Source organism: Bradyrhizobium sp., from assembly GCF_004799405.1.
Taxonomy (GTDB): domain Bacteria; phylum Pseudomonadota; class Alphaproteobacteria; order Rhizobiales; family Xanthobacteraceae; genus Bradyrhizobium.
This window is the reverse complement of the sequence record NZ_SSMW01000025.1, coordinates 1-22,333: the sequence shown is the minus strand read 5'-3', so window position 1 is coordinate 22,333 and position 22,333 is coordinate 1. Positions and strand designations below refer to the sequence as shown.

The 22,333-nt window shown below is 63.2% G+C and carries 23 protein-coding genes, 1 tRNA gene and 1 pseudogene; 16 read left to right on the top strand and 9 right to left on the bottom strand.

What is annotated here, in order from left to right; translation table 11 throughout:
* On the top strand, window positions 1–957 hold a 957-nt coding region (locus E7813_RS04415; RefSeq protein WP_291571258.1), incomplete at its 5' end, for a glycosyltransferase family 39 protein.
* A 125-nt stretch (window positions 958–1,082) separates the two neighbouring features.
* Window positions 1,083–1,358, top strand: a complete 276-nt coding sequence (locus tag E7813_RS04410) for a hypothetical protein (protein ID WP_291571256.1) — start codon at window positions 1,083–1,085, stop codon at window positions 1,356–1,358.
* A gap of 26 nt (window positions 1,359–1,384) precedes the next feature.
* Here E7813_RS04410 and E7813_RS04405 read toward each other — a convergent pair whose 3' ends face one another.
* A complete protein-coding gene (locus E7813_RS04405) occupies window positions 1,385–2,410 on the bottom strand; it encodes a polysaccharide deacetylase family protein (RefSeq protein WP_291571254.1) in 1,026 nt (341 codons plus the stop codon).
* 231 nt (window positions 2,411–2,641) lie between these two features.
* Between E7813_RS04405 and E7813_RS04400 the strand changes: the two genes are divergently transcribed.
* Entirely contained in the window at window positions 2,642–2,857 is a 216-nt protein-coding gene (locus E7813_RS04400) for a hypothetical protein (RefSeq protein WP_291571251.1), read from the top strand.
* Window positions 2,858–2,904: 47 nt separating this feature from the next.
* Here E7813_RS04400 and E7813_RS04395 read toward each other — a convergent pair whose 3' ends face one another.
* Window positions 2,905–4,593 carry an MFS transporter gene (locus E7813_RS04395; RefSeq protein WP_291571250.1) on the bottom strand — a complete coding sequence of 563 codons (1,689 nt, stop codon included), beginning with the start codon at window positions 4,591–4,593 and terminating at the stop codon, window positions 2,905–2,907.
* A 151-nt stretch (window positions 4,594–4,744) separates the two neighbouring features.
* Here E7813_RS04395 and E7813_RS04390 point away from each other — a divergent pair, with 151 nt between their 5' ends.
* The 8 genes from E7813_RS04390 to E7813_RS04355 all read left to right on the top strand — a co-directional run bounded on the left by E7813_RS04390 (window position 4,745) and on the right by E7813_RS04355 (window position 13,057).
* Entirely contained in the window at window positions 4,745–6,121 is a 1,377-nt protein-coding gene (locus E7813_RS04390) for a hydrolase (protein ID WP_291571248.1), read from the top strand.
* Window positions 6,122–6,169: 48 nt separating this feature from the next.
* On the top strand, window positions 6,170–7,555 hold the full coding sequence (locus E7813_RS04385; RefSeq protein ID WP_291571246.1) for a cytochrome P450: 1,386 nt from the start codon (window positions 6,170–6,172) through the stop codon (window positions 7,553–7,555).
* A 46-nt stretch (window positions 7,556–7,601) separates the two neighbouring features.
* Window positions 7,602–9,011, top strand: coding sequence for an adenylate/guanylate cyclase domain-containing protein (locus E7813_RS04380; protein WP_291571244.1), 1,410 nt, complete (start codon window positions 7,602–7,604; stop codon window positions 9,009–9,011).
* A 115-nt stretch (window positions 9,012–9,126) separates the two neighbouring features.
* Window positions 9,127–9,630, top strand: a complete 504-nt coding sequence (locus E7813_RS04375) for a TerB family tellurite resistance protein (protein WP_291571242.1) — start codon at window positions 9,127–9,129, stop codon at window positions 9,628–9,630.
* A gap of 241 nt (window positions 9,631–9,871) precedes the next feature.
* The gene (locus E7813_RS04370; protein WP_291571240.1) at window positions 9,872–10,654 is read left to right on the top strand and encodes an SDR family oxidoreductase; all 783 of its coding nucleotides are present in this window, start codon (window positions 9,872–9,874) and stop codon (window positions 10,652–10,654) included.
* A gap of 105 nt (window positions 10,655–10,759) precedes the next feature.
* Entirely contained in the window at window positions 10,760–11,572 is an 813-nt protein-coding gene (locus E7813_RS04365; protein ID WP_291571238.1) for a glutamine amidotransferase, read from the top strand.
* A 107-nt stretch (window positions 11,573–11,679) separates the two neighbouring features.
* Window positions 11,680–12,189, top strand: coding sequence for a nuclear transport factor 2 family protein (locus E7813_RS04360; protein WP_291571236.1), 510 nt, complete (start codon window positions 11,680–11,682; stop codon window positions 12,187–12,189).
* Between the two features lie 55 nt (window positions 12,190–12,244).
* Complete coding sequence (locus E7813_RS04355) at window positions 12,245–13,057, top strand: enoyl-CoA hydratase (RefSeq protein ID WP_291571234.1); 813 nt, start codon at window positions 12,245–12,247, stop codon at window positions 13,055–13,057.
* Between the two features lie 122 nt (window positions 13,058–13,179).
* On the opposite strand, the gene E7813_RS04350 is transcribed toward E7813_RS04355, so the two are convergent.
* A tRNA-Ala gene (locus tag E7813_RS04350) sits at window positions 13,180–13,255 on the bottom strand.
* Between the two features lie 191 nt (window positions 13,256–13,446).
* On the opposite strand from E7813_RS04350, the gene E7813_RS04345 reads away from it, so the two are divergent.
* The 3 genes from E7813_RS04345 to folD are packed head-to-tail and all read left to right on the top strand — an operon-like array spanning window position 13,447 to window position 14,968.
* The gene (locus E7813_RS04345) at window positions 13,447–13,737 is read left to right on the top strand and encodes a YggT family protein (RefSeq protein WP_291571232.1); all 291 of its coding nucleotides are present in this window, start codon (window positions 13,447–13,449) and stop codon (window positions 13,735–13,737) included.
* 11 nt (window positions 13,738–13,748) lie between these two features.
* A complete protein-coding gene (locus tag E7813_RS04340; protein WP_291571231.1) occupies window positions 13,749–14,081 on the top strand; it encodes a DUF167 domain-containing protein in 333 nt (110 codons plus the stop codon).
* A 2-nt stretch (window positions 14,082–14,083) separates the two neighbouring features.
* Window positions 14,084–14,968 (top strand): bifunctional methylenetetrahydrofolate dehydrogenase/methenyltetrahydrofolate cyclohydrolase FolD, encoded by an 885-nt coding sequence (folD, locus tag E7813_RS04335; protein ID WP_291571230.1) that lies wholly within the window; start codon window positions 14,084–14,086, stop codon window positions 14,966–14,968.
* Window positions 14,969–15,115: 147 nt separating this feature from the next.
* On the opposite strand, the gene ppa is transcribed toward folD, so the two are convergent.
* Together ppa and E7813_RS04325 are read right to left on the bottom strand one after the other, a co-directional pair.
* Window positions 15,116–15,646, bottom strand: coding sequence for an inorganic diphosphatase (gene ppa, locus E7813_RS04330; protein ID WP_291571228.1), 531 nt, complete (start codon window positions 15,644–15,646; stop codon window positions 15,116–15,118).
* Window positions 15,647–15,815: 169 nt separating this feature from the next.
* A complete protein-coding gene (locus E7813_RS04325) occupies window positions 15,816–16,325 on the bottom strand; it encodes a GNAT family N-acetyltransferase (protein WP_291559177.1) in 510 nt (169 codons plus the stop codon).
* 281 nt (window positions 16,326–16,606) lie between these two features.
* Between E7813_RS04325 and E7813_RS04320 the strand changes: the two genes are divergently transcribed.
* Together E7813_RS04320 and E7813_RS04315 are read left to right on the top strand one after the other, a co-directional pair.
* Window positions 16,607–17,506: an alpha/beta fold hydrolase gene (locus E7813_RS04320; protein ID WP_291571226.1), complete on the top strand. Its 900-nt coding sequence runs from the start codon at window positions 16,607–16,609 to the stop codon at window positions 17,504–17,506.
* Window positions 17,503–17,918 (top strand): annotated as a pseudogene (locus E7813_RS04315) (DCC1-like thiol-disulfide oxidoreductase family protein). The gene E7813_RS04320 and the pseudogene E7813_RS04315 overlap by 4 nt, the downstream one beginning before the upstream one ends.
* A gap of 14 nt (window positions 17,919–17,932) precedes the next feature.
* Here the strand turns inward: E7813_RS04315 and E7813_RS04310 are convergent.
* From E7813_RS04310 to typA, 4 genes are all read right to left on the bottom strand, one after another.
* A complete protein-coding gene (locus E7813_RS04310) occupies window positions 17,933–18,283 on the bottom strand; it encodes a DUF3883 domain-containing protein (RefSeq protein WP_291571260.1) in 351 nt (116 codons plus the stop codon).
* Between the two features lie 493 nt (window positions 18,284–18,776).
* On the bottom strand, window positions 18,777–18,998 hold the full coding sequence (locus tag E7813_RS04305; RefSeq protein ID WP_291571223.1) for a hypothetical protein: 222 nt from the start codon (window positions 18,996–18,998) through the stop codon (window positions 18,777–18,779).
* A gap of 109 nt (window positions 18,999–19,107) precedes the next feature.
* Window positions 19,108–20,355, bottom strand: coding sequence for an NAD(P)/FAD-dependent oxidoreductase (locus tag E7813_RS04300; protein WP_291571221.1), 1,248 nt, complete (start codon window positions 20,353–20,355; stop codon window positions 19,108–19,110).
* Window positions 20,356–20,566: 211 nt separating this feature from the next.
* Window positions 20,567–22,333 (bottom strand): translational GTPase TypA (typA, locus tag E7813_RS04295; protein ID WP_291571219.1); only part of this gene is annotated, 1,767 nt, incomplete at its 5' end.

The following is a 22,333-nucleotide window of genomic DNA, read 5'->3' as shown; positions in this document are numbered from 1 at the left end:
GATCAATTCGCGACCAACCTCGGGGCCGTGATCTACGGCCTCTTCGGAATCTATCTTTGCTTTTTGTCACTGCGTAAATTCCACGATGACGGCATCAGCGCCATCGCCACCATTGCTTTCGTGCTCTGCTCGAACCTGCCCTATTACATCATTGTTCATGCGTCGATGTCGCATGCGGTGGCGTTTTTCTGCGTCGCATTGAGCACATTGGCGTTCGTCGGGCTTCTCCAGGACGAAGGGTCCTTCGTTCTGTTTGGGATAGCTTCCGGCTTCGCCCTACTATGTCGTCCGCAACTCGCTCCGGTCATAGCGCTGCTCTTCGTGGCGCTGTTCTGGCGACGGCGAAACGATTTCGGCCGACTGGTGGGATCGGGAGTCCTGTGCAGCACGATCGCTGTCTTGCAGTTGCTGGTCTGGAAGGTTGTCAACGGCAGTTTCCTGATGGTGCCGCAGGGAGATGATTTCCTTCAGCCGCTGCACCCGCATCTGGTGGCGGTGCTGTTCTCGCTGAAGCATGGCTTTATAACGTGGACCCCGTTCGTCGCCTTCGGTGTCATCGGCCTGGTTTTTGGCGCGATGGGCAGAGGTGACCGCGTGCTTTACTTGACGTTTTTGCTCGCGTTCGCCTCGCAGGTCTACATCAACTCGATCGCCCTGGACTGGTGGTCAGGCAACTCCTTCGGTTACCGCCGATTGATCGAGGTTTATCCGCTGCTGATGTTTGGTGTGGCCTGGCTGATGGCGACGGGCCGAAAAAGCCTGGTTGTGTTGTCGGGGGCAGCGATCATCTGCGCGGTGTTCAACGCATTGTTTTTTGTGCAATACCGCTTTTGTTATATTCCGCGCGGAGAACCGATCACGGTCAGACAACTTCTCGTCGACAAACTTTTTCTTTTCCGGCTGGACCGGCCGTACTGCGATCGTTCTGGTGCTGACGAAGCGGGACAAAAAAGCTGAGGGCCCGGCTATTCGCGGAGCTGGTTTGCCGGTGTGACTAACGTCACAGTCCGAACGCGATCCTTGGGGCATGGTCCGGGCATGAACAGCGCGCCGCGACCAGCGGCTAACCCCGGGAGCCCACCATGACCGCATCTTTCACCAGAACGATTCGCCAGGCTGGTTTGGTACTGGCTTTCGCGGTTTCCTTCTCCGCGCTGTCGACCCAGAGCTTCGCCTTCAGTGCCGAGGCGCAGCAAATGTGCACCGGCGACGCGTTTCGCCTGTGCAGCTCGGAAATTCCCAACATTCCGAAGATCACCGCCTGCATGGTCAAGAACCGCGCCAACCTGAGCACCGGCTGCAGGGCGGTGATGGACCACGATCTGGCTCAGAAATCCAGCAAGGTGGCTTCCAACTAATCCGGTTCGGATGGCTTTTTGGCACGCTACTCCGAAACCGTCTGCACCACCGAGCTGACCGGACGCAGGCTGGTGACCGGCACTTTCATGTCCTTGACCAGCGCGTCGTCATATTCGGCCAAGGTCTGCAGCGGCATCCTGGCTTTCATCTGCACGACCTTGTAGCCACCGGCCTTCAATCGCCGAAGCAAAGTGGGCAACGCTTCGCCGGTGTGCTTCTGGAAATCGTGCATCAGGATGATGCCCTTGCCGGCCTTGTCGATCTTGGTCATCACGGTGTTGATGATCTGGGTGGCGTCCTTGGCCCGGAAATCGAAGGAGTCGACGTCGCAGGAAAACATCGCGATGTTGCGCGAGCCGAGATAGGCCATCGCCGCCGGGCCATGCTGCAGCTCCGGGAAACGAAAGAACGGCGCCGGCGCAGCCCCAAGGGCCATCTTGACGGCGCTGTAGCCCTTCTCGATCTCGTCCTTGGCTTGCTGGTCGGTGATTTTCTTGCTGTTGAGATTCGCGTGTGACCAGGTGTGTGCGCCGACGGTGTGCCCTGCCGCGGCCACCTGCCTCAGGATTTCGGGATGATAGGTGGCGTGCTTGCCGATCGGGAAAAACACCGCCTTGGTGCATTCGTCGGCCAGCGCCTTGAGCACGGCGGGCGTGTTGACCGGCCACGGCCCGTCATCGAATGTCAGCACGACTTCCTTGTCGGTCAGGAAATCCAGTTGCTTGAAATGTTCGAAACCGAACCCCGGGCCGCCGGTGGTGTCGATCTCGACGACGCGGCTGACGCCGAGCGCGTCGGGATTGGCGCAGGTGGTTTTCGGCTGCACCGGCGCAACCGCGCGCCGGTCCGGAATGGCGGCGGTGACCTCGACATCCTGGCGCGCCGGAACCGGCTTGGCGGCGGGGGTGTTAAGAAGTTTCTCGGCCTGGCGGGCGCTGACGGTCAGCGGCGGGGCCATATCGGCACGCGGCGAAGCGGTCCAGAACCATACGGCTGCGATCGCCACGGCCGAAACCACACTCGCCAGCATCAGGCCTGCCGCATTGCGCATCGTTAGTTCCCCTGTTCCACACCGGCATCCCGGCTGGGGGGCCATTTATGCGAAACAGGTGTTAACGTCGCACCAACGCGGCCCCGGTTGACGGATTAATCTTGGCCGCAGCCGGCCATTCAGGCCCGAACGTTGCGTATTTCAAAGTGTCGCACGCATTAAAATGCCGTTGCGGCGCCGGTTTGGGCACATTAGAACGCGGAGAAGATCATGACTGGCAGGCGTCACATTATGGCCCGATTTCTTTTCGTCATCCCGTTTGTGCTGCTGGTCTCGGCGGCGTCGGCGCAAAGCGGACGGCCGGACCCCGGATGCGCCCGTGACGTCAGCCGTCATTGCCGTTCGGTGATGAATGACGGCGATATGGCCGTTCTGGCGTGCCTCAAGCAGAATCGCGCCCGACTGAGCCGGGCCTGCGAGAAAGTCCTGACCGAACACGGGCAATAACGCGCCGTCATTCAGTTTGAGGCATCGTGGAATGACGCAGGCGAGCGCTAGGTACTGCCGCCCGCCGCCGCTGACGTGACCGGCAGCACCTCGTTCGGGGCGCGGTCCGGCGTGTCTTCCTTCCAGCGCACCGATCCGAACGGCCGTTCCAGCATGCGGCGGACGCGCACCGGATCGGGGCCGAGATGAAAGTTCATCGCGCGCTGATGCAGCGCGCGTTCGGATTGGGTCGAGCGATTGCGCTGGCGCAGATAATCGAGCCAGGTCGGGCAGTGATAGCGCTCGGTCCACAATTCGGGATCGGCGATGTCGCGCGCGATCGACCAGCCGTAGGCGCCGTTGCGCTGCCGGCTGAGTTGCACTTCCTGCATCACGCCATGGAAGGCGCGGGCGTTGTCCTGATCGACCCGGTATTCGATCTCCACTACCAGCGGCCCGCTGCGGCCGGTCAGCGACAGCCGCACCTCGGGATCGGCGAGCACTTCGGCGGCTTCATTGCGCGCGCCGACCGGCGGCATCCGCAGCCACAGGCCGAGCAGCGGCGAGACAAACATCAGCGCGGCGGAAACCAGCAGCGCGGTTTCGACCCCGGCCGCATCGGTCAGGCGGCCCCAACCCCAGCTTCCGATCGCAATGCCGCCGGCGATGGAAGCCTGGAATGCCGCCAGCGAGCGGCCCGCGACCCAGCGCGGCGCCGAAAGCTGCACACCGATGTTGAATAACGCGACCGCAAGCATCCACACCGCGCCCGCCACCACCAGCGCCGCCGCGGTCAGCACCGGTTCCCTGCTCAACGCGACCGCCGCGATGGCGCCCGCCATCGACAGCGCGCAGGCGCGGATGGCGGCCTCGCCGCTCATCCGTTTGCGCACTTCGGCGATGTTGAGCGCGCCGATCACCGCGCCCACGCCGAAGGCGCCAAGCATGATGCCGTAGGTTTGCGCGCCGCCATGCAACAGGTCGCGGGTGACCAGCGGCATCAGCGCCGATACCGAACCGCCGATCACGCCCGTCACCAGCGTGCGCATCAGCACGACGCGGATCGACGGCGAATTGGCGATGTAGCGCACGCCCGACACGATGGCGCGGTTGAGGCGCTCGCGGGGCAGCCGCGACGGCTCGCTGGTGCGGCGCCAAAGAAACAGCACGATCAACAGCGGAATATAGAGCACGGCATTGGCGGCAAAGGCCGCCACCGCGCCGGCGGTGGCGACCACGATGCCGCCGATCGCGGGACCGAAACTTCGCGCGATGTTGTAGCTGATGCCGTTGAGCGCGACCGCGGACGGCAATGTTTCGGTCGGCACCTGCTCGCTGACCGAGGATTGCCATGCGGGGCCGAACAGCGCCATGCCGCTGCCGACCACGAAGCAGAACGCCAGCAGGATTTGCGGGGTGACGAGGTCAAGCCACGCCAGGACCGACAGGCATGTCGCGCCTGACAGCGCGATCGACAACGAGATCAGCGCGACGATGCGCCGGTCATACATGTCGGCGATGGCGCCGGCCGGCATCGAGATCAGCATCACCGGCAGCATCAGGGCGGTCTGCACCAGCGCCACCTTGTCGGCGGACGATGTCATCTGGGTCATCGACCAGGCGGCGCCGACACCCTGAATCAGCAGGCCAAGGTTGGACAGCAGGCTGGCCAGCCAGATGCGCCGGAACGCCGAATGCCGCAGCGGGGCGGTGACGTGGTCGGCAGCAAATCTCGAGCGTTTCGGCTGTTCCGTCATGGCCTGTTCCGTATCGACCGGCCATGGCCGGGCTTGATTCCCGCACATCCAAGTGATGCCTGCGAAAGTCCTTGGCTGTCCAGTGGTTAGGCCGCTATCGGCGGTGCCGCAAGGCGCTTAAGATGCTGAAAAATAACGAAAGGGTCATAAAATGAACCTGTCGCGGCGGACGTTGTTGAAAGGTGCTGGAGCGCTGCCTTTGGCGGTCCATAACTTCGGATTTGCGGCCTTCGCGCAAACGGTTCCGGCCGCACCGGCTGCTGCGGAAGTTCCCGCCATCCTGTTCGTGCACGGCAATGGCGATCACGCCGCCCTGTGGATGACGACGCTGTGGCGGATGGAATCCAATGGCATCCCGCGCGAGCGGATGCTGGCGATCAATTTCACCGATCCTTTGGCGCGTAGCGACGACAGCAAGGCCGAGCCGAACAGATCCTCGACCGAAGACCAGCGTCGCGAACTCGGCGACGCCATCCAGGAATTGAAGCGCCGCACCGGCTCGCCGCGCCTAGCCCTGGTCGGCAATTCGAGCGGCGGCTATCCGATTCGCAACTACATCAAGAACGGCGGCGGCGCCGATGTCAGTCATGCCGTGCTGTGCGGCGTGCCCAACCACGGCGCGTTCGACTGGGACGATAATCCCGGCAGCGAATTCAACGGCCGCGGCCCTTTCCTGCGCGGGCTCAACGCAGGCGACAGTGAAGTAACGCCGGATACGTCGTTCCTGACCTTGCGAAGCGAGAACATCGACAAATATGCCCAGCCCGACGGCCGCGTTCTCGGCAAGCCCGGCATCCCAACCGGAATCGGTTTCGACGGACCGGCGCTGAAGGGCGCCACCAATCTCGTGCTCGGCGCCGTCGACCATCGCGAGACGGCGTATTCGCCGCGCGCGTTCCGCGAGATCTATAAATTCATCGCCGGGCGCGAACCGGAGCGGATCGCGATCGTGCCGGAAACGACGGTCAGGCTGAGCGGTCTTGTGACGGGCACGCCGGGCGGGGTTCAAACCAACCGACCGGTGGCGGGCGCAACGGTGGAGGTGTATCGCGTATCGCCGGATACCGGCGAGCGCATCGGCGCCGACCCCTTTCATGCCTCGAAGACCGGCGCTGATGGACGCTGGGGTCCGCTCGCGGCCGATCCATCCTGGTATCTCGAGATCGTGCTGACATCGACGGGTTCGACCACCACGCATTTCTACCGTTCGCCGTTCCCGCGCTCGTCCGATATCGTGCATCTGCGCGCCGCGCGCCCGTTGGGACCGGCCGATGCGGACGCCGGCGCGATCGTCTTGATGTCGCGGACGCGGGGATATTTCGGCCTGCCGCGCGATGTGGTGCTGTTCGACGGCAAGGAGCCGGCCGATGTGAAGACCGGCGTCCCGGTCGACTCGGTCAGCACGCTGCGGCTTTCAGCCGCGGAGGTCGGGCGCCCCGTTGCGGCATTGTTCAATCTGGAACGAATTGTCGCACGGGCGTGGCCGGCCTCGGAAAACCGAATTGCGATCGCCGAGCTAAATGACTAGCTGTATGCCCAGCCGCAGCCTATCGGATGTCAAGTCGCGAGGCCGAATGTGAGCATAGCCGAAGCCTGGGACGTGCCCTCCCCCGCGCATCCGCCGCTGGTGCCGCCCAGTCCGCCCCGCGCCTCCCTCACCATGACCGCCTTCGGCCGGATGGCGGCGATGCGCAGGAGCATGATCGATACCTGGGGGCCGCGCGCCTATGAAGAGGACATCATCAGGGGCCGCTTCCTGGGGCGCAGCAGTTTTATTCTCAACACCCCCGACACGATCCGCCATATCCTGGTCGATAATTACGAGAACTACACGCGAACGCCGGCCGGCATCCGGGTGCTGCGTCCGGTGCTTGGCGAAGGCCTGCTGATATCGGAGGGCCGGGCGTGGAAATACCAGCGCCGGACGCTGGCGCCGGCCTTCACGCCGCGGGCGGTCATGACGCTCGTTCCGCACATGATCGCCGCGACCGATCAGACCATTGCCAAGCTTCGGGCGATCAGCGCCGGCCCGGTCGATCTGCGCGAGGCGATGCAGCGGATGACGCTGGAGATTGCCGGGCGCACCATGTTCTCGTTCGGAATGGATCGTCACGGTGCGGCGCTGCGCGGCTTCGTGATGGAATATGGCGCGCGATTGGCGCGGCCGCATTTTCTCGATCTGCTGTTGCCGCTGGGATGGCCGAGCCCGCAGGATTTCTCCCGCGCCCGGTTCCGGAAACGATGGACAAGCTTCGTGGCGATGCTGATGGCGGAACGTCGCGCCGCCGGCAAGAACGAAGGCGCGCCGCCGCGCGATCTGTTCGACCTGATGGGTGCGGCGCGCGATCCCGAAACCAACGAGGCCTTTACCGACGCGCAGCTGGGCGATCAGGTCGCGACGATGATACTCGCCGGCCACGAGACCACCGGCACCGCGCTGTTCTGGGCGCTGTATCTGCTCGCGCTCGACCCGGCGACCCAGGACAAACTGGCCGCCGAGGCGCAAGGCGCCGCCGATGTCCTCGATCTCGAGCGCCTGAAATTTACCCGCGCCGTGGTCGACGAAACGATGCGGCTCTATCCGCCGGCGTTCCTGATCGCGCGCGCCGCTGCAGGGGCCGACACCATCGCGGGCATGCCGGTCAAAAAGCACGATGTGATGCTGATTGCGCCGTGGCTGCTGCACCGGCACGAGAAACTCTGGCGCGATTCGAACGCCTTCGTCCCGTCCCGCTTCATGCCGGGGGCACCGCCGCCGGATCGTTTCGCCTATTTGCCGTTCGGCGTCGGTCCGCGGATCTGTATCGGCGCGCATTTCGCGCTGGTGGAAGCCACACTGGCATTGGCCAGGATCATTGCCGCATTCCGGGTCGAAATGCTCGACAAGGAGCCGGTGATGCCGATCGGCGTGGTCACCACCCAGCCGGATCGCTCGCCAATGTTTCGCATCACGCCGCGTTGACGGCCCATTGCCTGGGCGCTGCGGCGATCCCATTTAAGGCTGCGGCATGAGCGACATCCAGGCCCAGTTTTCGGTGCTGAAACAGACCGCCGACCCCGCGGTGGCCGATGCGATTGCGCGGCTGGTCGAAGCGGGTGCTGATCACGAGCTCAACCGGATCAACGCGCTGGATTTTTCCAGGCGAACCGGGCTCGACGAAGAGCGGGTGATCTCGGGCTTTCTTCATGCCTCGCGGCTCGGCCTGTTCGACCTGACTTGGAACGTACTGTGCCCCGGCTGCAGCGGCGTGCTCGACGCCCACTCGACCCTGAAATCGCTGCGTCACGACGACTATCATTGCGGCCTGTGCGCCTGCGGCTACGAGGCTTCCGTCGACGAGCAGGTCGAGGTCGCCTTTACCGTCAGTCCGAGGGTCCGGCGGATCGCGGCGCATGACCCCAACACGCTGCCGCTCTGGGAATATTTCAAGCAGATCTTCTGGAGTTCCGGCGTCGATTTCAACGAGGAATCCTTCGCCGCACTTACCAATGACGTGGTGCTGGATGCGCTTGAACTGCCGTCCGGCGACAAGGCGGTGCTGTCGCTGCAACTGCCGCCGCAGTTCATCATCGTGTTCGAGCCGGTGACGCATGCCGCCCAGTTCATCGACGTCCAGGGCGAGCCGACCAAGGAGCGTCAGCAATTGTCGCTGATCTACAACAGGATCCAGGCGCCGGCAGGCACCACAACCTTGCGTCCCGGACCGCTGCGGCTGTCGCTCGACAACCAGACCGATGTCCGGGTGCTGCCGTCGGTCTTCATCGCCGCCGACGCGCTGCATCACCTGATCGGCAAGCGCAAGCCGTTCCTCACCGCCAAGCGGATGCTGACCAACCAGACCTTTCGCGATGTCTACAAGGCCGACAATCTCAACATCGACCAGCGGCTGAAGATCACGTCGCTGACCTTCCTCTTCACCGACCTCAAGGGTTCGACCGCGCTGTACGAGCGGGTCGGCGATCTCGCCGCCTTCGACCTGGTGCGCGCGCACTTCCACGCATTGCTCGAAATCATCTCTTCGGAGAAAGGTGCCGTGGTGAAGACGATCGGCGACGCCGTGATGGCGACCTTCATCCGGCCCGAACACGCGCTTGCCGCCGGGCTTCGGATGCGCGCGGCGATGGACGCGCTCAATGCCGAACGCGGCACCGACGATCTTGTGGTCAAGATCGGCATTCACGAAGGCCCCTGCCTTGCCGTCATGCTCAACGAGCGGCAGGATTATTTCGGCCAGACCGTCAACATCGCAGCCCGGGTCCAGGGCCTGTCGACGTCGCAGTCGATCCACATCACCGGGCCGGTGATCGACGCGCCCGCGGTGGCCGCTATCCTCGACAAGGCGGCCATTGCGCCGATTCAAAAACAGGCGGCGCTACGCGGCATTGCCGACAAGATCATGGTCTATGAAATTCCCTGACCGCGAGATTGCCAAACCGTAATGCGCAAGCTGGGAACCGGCCTGGATTGCGCGTGTTGAGTTTCCGTCCCATATACCCGCCAAGAAGCTTCACGCTATTTCAGGCTAGAGAACGATGCTGGACGGACTGCGCCAATTCATCGCCGAGGTTATTTCGCCCGCCGCGCACGAGCAGCGGTCGTTTGACGATGCCGGATACCGCCTGGCGGCGACGGCATTGCTGATTCACGTCATCTCGCTCGACGGCGAACCCTCCGGCATCGAAAAGCGCAAGCTTCACGGCCTGCTCGAAACCAGTTTCGGTCTCGATCCCGGCGCGGCGGACAGACTGATCGCGTCCGCGACTTTGGCCGAGGGTGAGGCGGTCGATCTCTATCATTTCACCAGCGTCATCATGCGCTCGGTGGATGAGGACGGCCGGCGCCGCATCGTCGAAATGATGTGGGAGCTGGTTTATGCCGACGGCAAGGTCAGCGAGTTCGAGGACAATGTCGTCTGGCGCGCGGCGGAGTTACTGGCCGTGTCCTCGCGCGACCGGATCGACCTCAAGCATCGTGTTGCCGCCAGGCAATCCGGGCCGGCCGCAGGCAGCTCGGACAGCGCGGACGCGACAATATGACCCGCTTCGGCCGGGCGCCTGACGCGCCAAGCGCGCGGTACCGGACATGACGAAATTTTAATGCGCCCCAAAATCGGTCACCGGCGCGCGATCAGGCCCCAAATGTTGCTATTCAATTCCAAAGGGCTGTGCGCGGAGCACGCCGCTATGCTTCTGGATGACTTGCCTCCCGCCTAGGGCCTATGCTCTCGTTGGAATGTTGGCCGATACCTGCAATTTTAATTTTCAGAGCATTTAAACCGTGACCGATCGTGTGACGCTTATTACCGGTGCTTCAGCGGGAATAGGCACCGAGTTGGCGCGGGTTTTCGCCGGCAACGGTCACCGCGTCGCGCTGGTCGCGCGCCGGGCCGACCGCCTGACCGCGCTGGCGAGCGAAATCGTGGCCGGTGGCGGCGCCGCGCCGATCGTCATTCCGTGCGACCTCGAACAATCCGACGCCGGGGACGAAATCGCCGCGGCCCTGACCGGCGAAGGCGTGGAAATCGAATACGTCGTCAACAATGCCGGCTTCGGTTTGTTCGGTGACGCGATCGAGCTCGACCGCGCCGGGCAGCTCGGCATCATCGCCGTCAACATCCGCACCATGACTGATTTATCGTTGCGGTTTTCCGATCAGTTGATCCGCAATCGCGGCGGCATCCTCAATGTCAGTTCGATTGCCGGCTTTCTGCCGGGACCCGGGATGGCGGTGTATTATGCGTCCAAGGCCTATGTGCTGTCGTTCACCGAAGCGCTGCGCGCGGAACTCGCGCCGCACGGCGTGCGGGTGACCGCGTTATGTCCTGGCCCGGTGCCGTCAGAGTTCCAGGCGCGTGCCGGTTTCAAGCCGGGATTTGATTCCGCGATCCTGAACGTCTCCGCCGCCGATGTCGCACAGGCGGGCTATCGCGGGTTGATGGCCAACAAGCGCGCGGTGCTGCCCGGCCTCGGCATCAAGATCGTGCCGTTCCTGCTTCGGCTGTTTCCGCGCTGGTTTATCCTGGCGGCAGTCAGCGGTTTTCAGCGGCGAAGACGCGGATAGAAGCCTCGAAAGCCCGGTTTTTGGCCCGCGGCTTGCTTTCAACTCATACGAAATTAACAACCGTTTCGGTATGATTCGGGCTTGGTCGCCGCCAAAAGAACATCGATGTCGCTTCAATCGGGCAAAACTGACGCCGAAACCGTCCGCCGCTTCCCCCACGGGGAACCGGCTGCCTCCGCCGCACCTTCAAACCCCGAACCGCTGCTGCCGGTCCTGATTGTCCTGCACCAGGAGACCTCGACACCGGGCCGCATCGGCAATGCGTTGCGGGCGCTCGGCTACCGGCTGGATATCAGGCGTCCGCGCTTCGGCGATGGCTTGCCGGAAACGCTGGACGGCCACGCCGGTGCGGTGATTTTCGGCGGCCCGATGAGCGCCAACGATCCGGACGATTTCGTCCGCCGGGAGATCGACTGGATCGCCGTCCCGCTGCGGGAGCAGCGGCCGTTTCTGGGAATTTGCCTGGGCGCGCAGATGCTCGCCAGGCAGCTCGGCGCGCGGGTGGCGCCGCATCCGCAAGGCCGTGCGCAGATGGGTTACTACCCGATCCGGCCCACGGCCGCAGGACTGGCGATCTGCCCGCACTGGCCGGATCATGTCTATCACTGGCACCGCGAGGGATTCGAACTTGCGGCCGGCGCCGAATTGCTGGCGGAAGGCAGCGACTTTCCGGTCGAAGCGTTTCGCGTCGAGCATTCGTTCGGCTTTCAGTTTCATCCCGATGTGACCTACGCGATGATGCATCGCTGGACCACGCGCGGCCATGCGCGCCTCGAATTGCCGGGTGCGCGGCCCCGTCATCACCACTTCGCCGATCGCGCGGTGCATGACGTGACCGAGCGCGCATGGCTGAAGGAGTTTCTTGACGGCTGGCTCGCCCGGGTACCGCGGACGGTGATGTCGGAAGCCGCGGAATAGCGCTCAAGGCGCAGCCGCAGCAGCGGCTCTCAGCGCCTTTTCAAAATTGCGGATATGATAGTGTCGGTCCAACGAGCCTGCGGCCAGCAGGCAATGGGGATGGCGACATGACCGGCGACCAATTCGCAGCTCTGCTCAACGACTTCACGCTGTCGGCCGAATCCGGCGACGGCGCACGTTTCGCGCGCCATTTCACCGAGGACGCAATTTACCACGACTACATCTACGGTGCGCATAAAGGTCGCGCCGATATCGCACATATGATGCAGGACCTGTTTCATCGCGACGCCGCGGATTATCGCTGGGAGATGTTCGATCCGGTATTTGACGGCGCGAAAGGCTATGCATGGTCGCTGTCGAGCTTCACCTCGAAAATTCCGCAGTTCGAAGGCCGATACGTCGTGATTGACGGCATCAGCCGTTTCCTCGTGCGCGACGGCCTGATCGCCGAATACCGCGAATCCGTCAACGGCGGCGTTGCGATGGCGCAGCTCGGGGTCGCACCCGATCGGATGAACAAGGTATTCAAGCGCTGGACCGGGTGGCTCAAGGAAAGGCCGGAAACCTCGGCTTATCTGGCGCGGCCAAAGGGCTCGCGCGCCAGGACGGACGTCTGAAAGCATCGAAACAAAGCGCGTCGTTGCGAAAGCCAGCGAGCAGAGGGAGATCGCCGTGACCTACCAGCATATTCTCTACGAGGTGAACGACAAGATCGCGACCATCACGCTGAACCGGCCCGACCGGATGAACGCATGGACGCCGATCATGGAGCGCGACGTGCGCTTCGCCATGGAAGCTGCGGCCGCGGATGATGGCGTGCTGGTTATCGTGCTCACGGGCGCCGGGCGGGCGTTCTGCGCCGGAGCGGACATGGACGCGCTGAAGGGGCTCGATCCCAACGACATCAGGCGCGCCGAAAGCGTGCCGCCGTTCGACATGAACCGGCGGCCGGACTGGCAGACCCGCTACGGGTACTATCCCTCGATCCCGAAGCCCGTGATCGGCATGCTGAACGGCGCCACCGCCGGCATCGGGCTGGTCCACGCGCTGTATTGCGATCTTCGTTTCGCCGCCGACAACACCGTTTTCACCACCTCGTTTTCGCGGCGCGGGCTGATCGCCGAGCATGGCATCAGCTGGATGCTGCCACGCATCGTCGGTCATGCCAACGCGCTCGATCTGTTGATGTCGGCGCGCCGGGTCCAGAGCGACGAGGCGCTGCGCATCGGCCTTGTCAACCGGCTCTACCCGCCCGATCAGCTGCGCGAGCAGACCTATGCTTACGCGCGCGATCTCGCCGATATGGTCTCGCCGAGCGCGATCGCCGTGATCAAGCGGCAGCTTTACGACGTGCCGTTCCAGACCTTGGCCGAAGCCACCATCGACGCCAACCGGGAAATGGTGGTGGCGCTGCGCGGCAGCGATTTCCGCGAAGGGGTGGCGAGTTTTATCGAGAAACGGCCGCCGAGGTTTACGGGGAAGTGAGATGCGCACAACGTCCTGCAGCCCGTCTTCGCCTGCGGGCTATGCCGGGGCAGCCTTCACTCACTTCGCTGAGATAGACCTTTCAGGCTTGCCCAACCGAAGCTCGCGAAGCGAGCGAAGGCTGGTGGAGCCAGGCGGGATCGAACCGCCGACCTCGTCATTGCGAACGACGCGCTCTCCCAGCTGAGCTATGGCCCCATCGCGGCCGCCTGAACTGATTGGCGGCCGGCAATCGGCGCCATTTACCGTCCGCGCCAAGGCCAAGTCAAGAACGGCGAAATCGCGGTTTTTCCGCGGGATTTGCCGGGAACTTCCCTTGTTTGCGAGAGGGGGAACCGATATTTAGCAGGGGGTCGAATCCGCGACCGAACCCCGCGAGTAAGCCAGCCATGCGTGCCGTTCTCGACATCATTCTCATCGTTCTCGATCTCTATATCTGGCTGCTGATCGCCTCGGCGATCCTGTCCTGGCTGATCGCTTTCAATGTCGTCAATACCCGCAACCAGTTCGTGGCGTCGGTGGCGGAGTTCCTGTACCGGATCACCGAACCGCTGCTGGCGCCGATCCGCTCTTTCATGCCGAATCTCGGCGGGCTCGATATTTCGCCGATCATCCTGATCCTGATCATCATGTTCATCCAGCGGGTGATCACCTACTACATCTATCCCAGCGTATTCTGATCGCGTGCGCGGTGGATCCCTGGCGCTATTCCACGGCAGGTATCAGTGTCGCATTGCGGGTGACGCCGCGCGGCGGCCGCGACGACATTGACGGGATCGAGACGCTCGCCAATGGCCGCAGCGTGGTCAAGGTGCGGGTTCGCGCCGTCGCCGAGGGTGGCGAGGCCAATCGCGCGGTGATCGAGTTGCTGGTGAAAGCACTGGGTGTGCCCAAGGCCAATGTCCGGGTGCTGTCGGGGACAACATCGCGCATCAAGCAGATTGCCGTCGACGGCGATCCCGCAAAACTCGGCGACGCCTTGCGGCGGGCGACCGCCGCCAGACCCGCCACGATAAAGGAATAGCGATGACGGCGCGGATCATCGATGGAAAGCTCATTGCCGCCGAGCTTCGCGGCCGCGTTGCCGATGAGGTGGCGCGGGTGCGGCGCGAACACGGCATCACGCCGGGACTCGCGGTGGTGCTGGTCGGCAGCGATCCCGCCAGCGAGGTCTATGTCCGCAGCAAGCACAAACAGACCCAGGCCGCCGGCATGGCGTCGTTCGAATACAAATTGCCGGCCGACGTCGCCCAGCATGACCTGCAGGCGCTGATCGGAGAGCTCAATCGCGATTCGCACGTGCACGGCATCCTGGTGCAATTGCCGCTGCCGAAGTCGCTTCATGCCGAAACCATCATCAACGCCATCGATCCCGCCAAGGACGTCGACGGCCTGCATCCGCACAACGCCGGACGGCTTGCCGGCGGATCGGCCGCGTTGTCGCCGTGCACGCCGCTGGGATGCATCATTCTGACCAAGACCGTGCATCCGTCGCTGGAAGGTATGAACGCCATCGTGATCGGCCGCTCCAATCTGGTCGGCCGTCCCCTGGTGCAGTTGCTGCTCAACGAGCACGCCACGGTGACCATCGCGCATTCGCGCTCGCGCCACCTCAAGCAACTCTGCGCGCAGGCCGATCTCGTCTATGCCGCGGTCGGCAAGCCCGAAATGGTGCGCGGCGACTGGATCAAGCCGGGCGCCACGGTGATCGATGTCGGCATCAACCGGTTATCGGGTCCCGACGGCAAAACGCGCCTCGTCGGCGACGTCGCTTTCGACGAGGCCTTGAAAGTCGCAGGCGCCATCACGCCGGTGCCCGGCGGTGTCGGTCAAATGACGGTGGCGTGCCTGCTGGTCAACACCCTGCGCGCGGCCTGCGCGATACACGGCCTGCCGCCGCCGGGGGTGTAAGCTTGCTTCTCCCTCGCCCCGAACTTGCGGGGAGAGGGTCGGGGTGAGGGGCTCTATCAACGATCCGACTCGCGGAGAGTCCCCCTCACCCGAAATTCGCGCTGCGAATTTCGACCTCTCCCCGCAAGCGGGGTGAGGTAAGAAGCTTCATTTCCCCTTCGCCCGCGCGATGCCTTCCACAATCAGCTTATGCGCATCCTCGGCGCCGCCCCAGCGCAACACCTTCACCCATTTGCCGGGCTCGAGATCCTTGTAGTGCTCGAAGAAGTGCTGGATCTGCTGCAGCGTGATTTCGGGCAGGTCGCTGTAGGTCCGCACCTTGTCGTAGCGCTGGGTCAGCTTCGACGACGGCACCGCGATGATCTTCTCGTCGCCGCCGGCCTCGTCTTCCATCAGCAGCACGCCGACCGGCCGCACGCTCATGACCGCACCGGGGACGATGGCGCGGGTGTTGGCGACCAGCACGTCGCACGGATCGCCGTCGCCCGACAGCGTATGCGGAATAAAGCCGTAATTGCCGGGATAGCGCATTGCGGTATAGAGAAACCGGTCGACCACCAAAGTGCCGGCGTCCTTGTCCATCTCGTATTTGATCGGCTCGCCGCCGACGGGCACTTCGATGATGACGTTGACCTCACGCGGCGGATCGGTCCCGATCGAAATGGCGTCGATGCGCATGGAAGGCTCCGCCGTTGTGAGACTGGTGCAAACGTCATACGCGGGCTTGACCCCGCGTATCCATTGCACTTTCAAAGGCCGCTTTAGGAAATGATGGATACGCGGGTCAAAGGCAAGCGGAAGCGCCGCCGTCCTTCGGACCGCTATGCCCGGCAACGACAGCCAGAACTCAGTTGGTCCAGGCGAAGGCGACCTTGTCGAGCGACTTGGGCCCGAATTTTTCCGAGGAGCGCGCCACCATGCGGCCGCCCAGCGCGCGGTAAAATTCCGTCGCAGGATCGTTGTCGGAGAGCGCCCAGATCACCATGCTTTTCAGGCCGCTCTGCAGCAGGTCGCGCCGTGCGGCGGTGAACAGGCGGCGGCCGAAGCCGAGGCCCTGAAACTCGGGCCGCAGGTAAAGCTCGTAGATCTCGCCTTCGAAATGCAGGCTGCGGGCGCGGTTGCGGCCGTAATTGGCATAGCCAGCCACCTTGTCGCCGAACACCAGCACGCTGACGCGGCTGCCCTTGCGGATCGCGCTGTCCCACCATTGCGGGCCGCGGCGGTTGATCAGCTTCTCAAGCTCCGCGCCGGGAATGATGCCCTGATAGGCCGACCGCCAGGCCTCGTCATGGGTCGACGCCACCGCGGCCGCGTCCGCAGCTTTGGCCGGCCGAACCTCGATCAGGGTTGTGCTCATGGTCCCGATCAAAGCAAGTCGGCGCGTCCGCTTCAAGGTCCATCGTTAATTATCGGTTAACCTGTGGATTTTCTGCATCAGTTTCGGGGTTGGGCTGTGCTGAAAGGGGACAGGCAGCCGCCTCAAGCGGCATTTGGCCGATCGCCTGCGGGCATAACGACCCGGGACGGACTTTTCGGCGGGGCCCCTGTTCACGGAAAAATGCACCGGATTTGATTCGCCGCGGGTATGCTGTCCACAAGGTCCGGATCAGCCGTTTTCGGGCCGCGTCAGGTCAATTCATGCAATCGTTCAAGGCGTTTTTCGCTCTCGCGGTGCTGGCAACCGTCGCCGCGCAGCCGGCCGGGGCGCAGGCCCGGTTCGGCGCGCTGGGCGATGAGGGCGCGCCCAACCGCAAGCAGCAATGGCTGGTGCCGTCGCCGGACCCGGACACCGCCGCGCATGCGTGGTTGTTTCGCCCGCCCGGCGACGGGCCGTTTCCGCTGGCGCTGATTGCGCACGCCTCGACGCAAAACGTGCTTCGTCGCGCGCAAATGCCGCAGCCCGAATACCCCGCGCTGTCGGCGTGGCTGGTGGCGCGGGGCTTTGCGGTGCTGGTGCCGGAACGTCCGGGCCATGGCGCGACCGGCGGACATTATCTCGAAGACCAGGGCGGCTGCGACGAAGCCAACTATTCCCGCGCCGGATATGCCACGGCGGATACGATCACGGCCGCGCTCGACTACCTGCGCGCCCAACCGTTCATCCGCCAGGACGGCACGGTCATTGTCGGGCACTCCGCCGGCGGCTGGGGTGCGCTGGCGCTGGCCGGCGAAGGCCCGCCCGGCATCGCGATGATCGTTGCCTTTGCGCCGGGACGCGGCGGCCATGCCAACGACTTCCCCAACCAGGTCTGCGCGCCGCACACGCTGATGGCGGCCGCGACCGAATTCGGCGATGGCGCGCGGGTGCCGGTGGTATGGCTGGTGGCGGCCAATGACACTTATTTCTCGCCCGATCTGTCGCGGCAAATGGCCGATGCGTTCCGCGCCGGCGGCGGCAAGGTGGATTTTCGCGTGCTGCCGGCCTCCGGCGGCGAAGGGCATTGGCTGGCGGAAACCGGCGGCGCCGAAAAACTGTTCGGCCCGGCGCTGGACAGCGCGATGAAGGCGCTGGTTGCGAAACCGGCCAGCAAGCGATGAGCGCAGCGCAGCCGTGGCCGGACGATGGCGTTATTCTCTATGACGGCGTCTGCGTGTTCTGCTCGCACTGGGTCCGCTTCGTGGCCGCGCGCGATCTCGATCGTCGGTTTCGTTTCACCGCGATCCAGCCGGCTACGGTGCGCGGCTGGCGCAGGCCTTCGGCATCGATCCCCAAGCCCCCGACACCAATGCCGTTGTTCATGGCGGCATCGCGGATTTCAAATCCGATGTCGCGCTGACGGTGCTGTCGAACTTGTCGGGATAGGGATGGGTGCGGGTGTTGTTTTCGGTGCCGAAGCCGTTGCGCGCCGCGCTCTACAATCTGGTGGCGGGCAACCGTTATCGGATATTTGGGAAGTATGAGAAGTGGTTTGTGCCAGATGCGGAGATGCGAGCGAGGGTGGTGGAGTAGAGAAGCAAGCAATCTTACGAGAATGATGCCTCATAGCTAAGAGGCGAGAGATGGACAAAGTTCTCTAGCGGAGGCTCTAACTCAAACATCCGCGGACGTATTGAGAAATCAAAAACGCGACACAGGCGAAATGCTTCAGGTCGTTCGGAAGAAAGCGAGAGCTCGTTTCTTGTGATATAAAACGGCGTGATATCCGAACCCACCGTGGTTTTTACCTCAAGAAATCGTTCCCCGCCTTTTTCGTCAAAGGAAAGAATGTCATAGCCGGCTCCGTCGCCATCCTCTTCTGATATCCATCGGATTTTCTCCGCAAGGTCTGGTCGATCAAGCCGTTGGAGTTTTTCGCGCTCGAATTGGAAAACCAATTCTTCTCCATCGCGTCCCAGTTTGCGATTGCGGAAATCACGCTCGACGGGATTAAATTTTCGAACAAGACGTTCGATATCTTCCCGCCGAGGAGTAACGGGCAAAAGTTTGGGGGCGTCTCGACAAAAAGTGCGGGGCGCTCGGCAAAGCCACTAACCGCTTTCTCTGGATGAAGTGCGACGGGATTATATGAGAGGTAGCGATCGATCGCGGCAATAATCGCTGTTTGGTAATTTGTAGCGGGTAGATATCCCCGTATTCTGGGAAGTCCGAGTTGCTGGAGCACTGCCGAAATATTCTGATGTTTGAACTCAATCGATCCTTTGCTGCGATCAATCTTATTTTGGAGAAGACGGTTATGCTGTGCCTTGTTAAAGGGAGTGCCAGCGGCCTCGTCGTTGAGCATCAAAAAATAGTCAGAGATAATGAGATCAAGTTCCTCACTGGTCCAGTCTCGTCGTTCGGTTTTTTCCTCTGACATATAAGCTGGGGCTAGTTGCGCCCTGAGACAAGCAACCGTATTGGATCAAGATTGTATTTGCTTCCGAACCATTCGACGAAATCGAACGGCGCTTCGTTCGACTGCCACTGATTAATCAAATATTCTTCGTCGAACCCGGCATCGTCTATCGTTATGCAGTAAATCTGAACGAGGCGCCGATCGACGGCATCGCGCCAATCGCGATACCCTTTGTCTAGCGTCGAAGCTTCCATAGGATTCTCCGCTTACCGCCAACGTGTCAGCCCAGCTTGTCGCCCGCGGCGTTCGAAGGATAGATTGCCGGGTCAAGCCCGGCAATGACGAAAGGGCGGGGCGCGGCGATCATCCAGCGGTTAGCGAAGCTACCACCTCCCCCGCCGCCCTTTCCCCGCTGTCCCTCGCCCCATGCGCGGTGGAGAAAAAGTTCGGCGAGGTGGCTTCTCCGGCAAAGAACAGGCGGCCATCGACTGGCGCTGCCAGCACCGCGCGATCGCCGGCATGGCCGGGCAGCGCGTGCGAATAGGAGCCGCGGGCGAAGGGGTCGTGGGCCCAGCGCGATTGCGACAGCGGCTTTAGCTTCCGGCGGAAATCCGAGCCGAGCAATGCCGTGATCTCGTCGATGGCTTGCGCCAGCATCGCGCCGTCGCCGGCATCTTCCAGCGCTTGCGCATATTTGCCGCCGAAAAAGCCTTCGATGCAGGGTTGGCCGAACGGGCGCAGATGAAAGCTGCCCATCGCGGTGCGCATGGTGGCGCCGCGCAGGCTGCCGTCCTTCGGCAGCGCCTCGGGCTCATCCAGCGCCAGCATCACCTTGTCGGCAAGGCCGAGCGGCAGGCCGCGCGCGGCGTCGACTTTCGCCGGCAGCGCCGGGTGAAAGCAGATCGACTCATTGGCGATGAGATTGGTCGGCACGGTGACGATCACCTTGTTGGCGGTCAGCGTGCCGCGCGACGTTTCCAGCCGCACGCGCGTGCCGGAATGGTCGATCAGCGTCACTTCGGTGTTCAGCGCCAGCGAACACGACGCGCCGTAGGCCGTCATCAGCGCGCCATAGCCGCGCCGCACCCGCCAGTTGATTTCGGTGTCTTGGTAGGCGTCCATGTCGAGGATCGAAACCTGGGCGAGCTCGCAGCCATTCACATAGGTCGAGATCGCGTCGATCATCGGATTCCAGCGATTGCCGGGTTCAAGATAGGTACTGGCGGCGCTGTCGCGCCCGCTTTTCGCGGCGTGTTCGGCGCGGTCGTGGAAGGCGTCCAGCGCGGCGATGAAATTGGCACGCTCGTCTAAGGGAAATCCGTTGTCGAAACTCTGCTCGCGCCACGGCGGGCGGGTCTTGTCGATCTCGAAGCCGAGGCGCTCGGCGATGCCGACAAAGGAATTCCTGTCGGCGGAATGCAGCCAGCCGCAACCGAGGTCGAAGGTGATGTCGGGCGCGGCCATGATGGTGTAAGCGCGTCCGCCGACGCGGTCGCGTGCTTCCAGCACGATGGTGGAAAGGCCGGAGTTCTGCAGCGCATGCGCGGCACCGAGGCCAGCGGCGCCGGCGCCGATGATGGCGACATCGACTTCGGAGGGGAGGGAGGACATGCTTTTGGCTCTAGCACGTTCGAGGTTGGCCTTGAAGCCAACCGCATCAATGGTGTCATCATCCGCGAAAGCGGATGATCCAGTATTCCGCGCTGTCTCGATTCTATCGCAAGCGGCGGCGATTACTGGATGCCCCGCCGGAGCCTGTCATCGGGCTCGCCGAAGGCGAGACCCGTTGGCGGGGCATGACGGTTAGCGGGGCGAGGTAAAGTCAAGCCACCGCTTGCTTGGCCTTATCCGCGCGCTTGCGGTCGTTGGCGTCGAGGAACTTCTTGCGCAGCCGGATCGACTTCGGGGTCACCTCGACCAGTTCGTCGTCCTCGATATAGGCCAGCGCCTTTTCCAGCGGCATCTGGATCGGCGGGGTCAGGCGCACCGCTTCATCCTTCGAGGTGGTGCGGATATTGGTGAGCTGCTTGCCCTTGAGGACATTGATCTCGAGATCGTTGTCGCGGGTGTGCTCGCCGACGATCATGCCCTTGTAGACCTTGCAGCCGGGCGTGATCATCATCGGGCCGCGGTCCTCCAGCTTGAACATCGCATAGGCCACGGCCTCGCCCTGATCGTTGGAGATCAAGACGCCGTTGCGGCGGCCCTGGATGTCGCCCTTGTAGGGTGCGTAGCCATGGAACAGCCGGTTCATGACCGCGGTGCCGCGGGTATCGGTCAGCAGTTCGCCCTGGTAGCCGATCAGGCCGCGGGTCGGCGCGTAGAACACCAGCCGCAAGCGATGGCCGCCGGAGGGACGCATCTCGATCATCTCGGCCTTGCGTTCGCTCATCTTCTGCACGACCACGCCGGAATGTTCCTCGTCGACGTCGATCACGACCTCCTCGATCGGCTCCATCCAGTCGCCAGAGGCTTCGTCCTTTTTCAGCACCACGCGCGGACGCGACACCGACAGCTCGAAACCTTCGCGGCGCATGGTCTCGATCAGGATGCCGAGCTGCAACTCGCCGCGTCCGGCGACTTCCATGGCGTCGCTGTCATCTGATTCGCGAACCCCCAGCGCCACATTGCCTTCGGCCTCACGCAGCAAGCGGTCGCGGATCATGCGGCCGGTGACCTTGCTGCCTTCGGTGCCAGCCAGCGGGGAATCGTTGACGCGAAACGTCATCGCCAGGGTCGGCGGATCGATCGGCTGCGCCTGGATCGGCAATTCGACAGAGGGATCGCAGATGGTGTGAGCGACGGTGGCGTTCGGTAGACCGGCGAGCGCGACGATGTCCCCGGCTTCCGCCTCTTCTACGGCGGTGCGTTCGATGCCGCGGAAGGCCAGCACCTTGGTAATACGGCCGGTCTCGATCAGCTTGCCGTCATGATCGAGCACCTTGACGGTCTGGTTCGGCTTGACCGATCCCGAAGTAATGCGTCCGGTGATGATGCGGCCGAGATAGGGATTGGCTTCCAGAATGGTGCCGAGCAGGCGGAACGGGCCTTCCTCCACCACCGGAGGCTTGACGTGGCTGAGGATCAGATCGAACAGCGGCTGCATGCCGTCGTCGTGCGAACCCTCAAGCGTCGTCGCCATCCAGCCTTGCTTGGCGGAGCCGTAGAGAATCGGGAAATCGAGTTGCTCCTCGCTGGCGTCGAGTGCAGCGAACAGATCGAATACTTCGTTGATGACTTCGACAGGGCGCGCGTCGGAGCGGTCGACCTTGTTGATGACGACGATGGGCTTGAGACCCATCCGCAGTGCCTTCGACACCACGAATTTGGTTTGCGGCAGCGGACCCTCGGCAGCGTCGACCAGCACCAGCGCGCCGTCCACCATGTTGAGAATGCGCTCGACCTCGCCGCCGAAATCGGCATGGCCCGGCGTATCGACGATGTTGATACGGGTGTCCTTCCACTGCACCGAGGCCGCCTTGGCCAGAATGGTGATGCCGCGCTCGCGCTCGAGGTCGTTGGAATCCATCGCGCGCTCAACCTGGCGCTGGTTGTCGCGGTAGACGCCGGATTGCTGCAGCAGGCGATC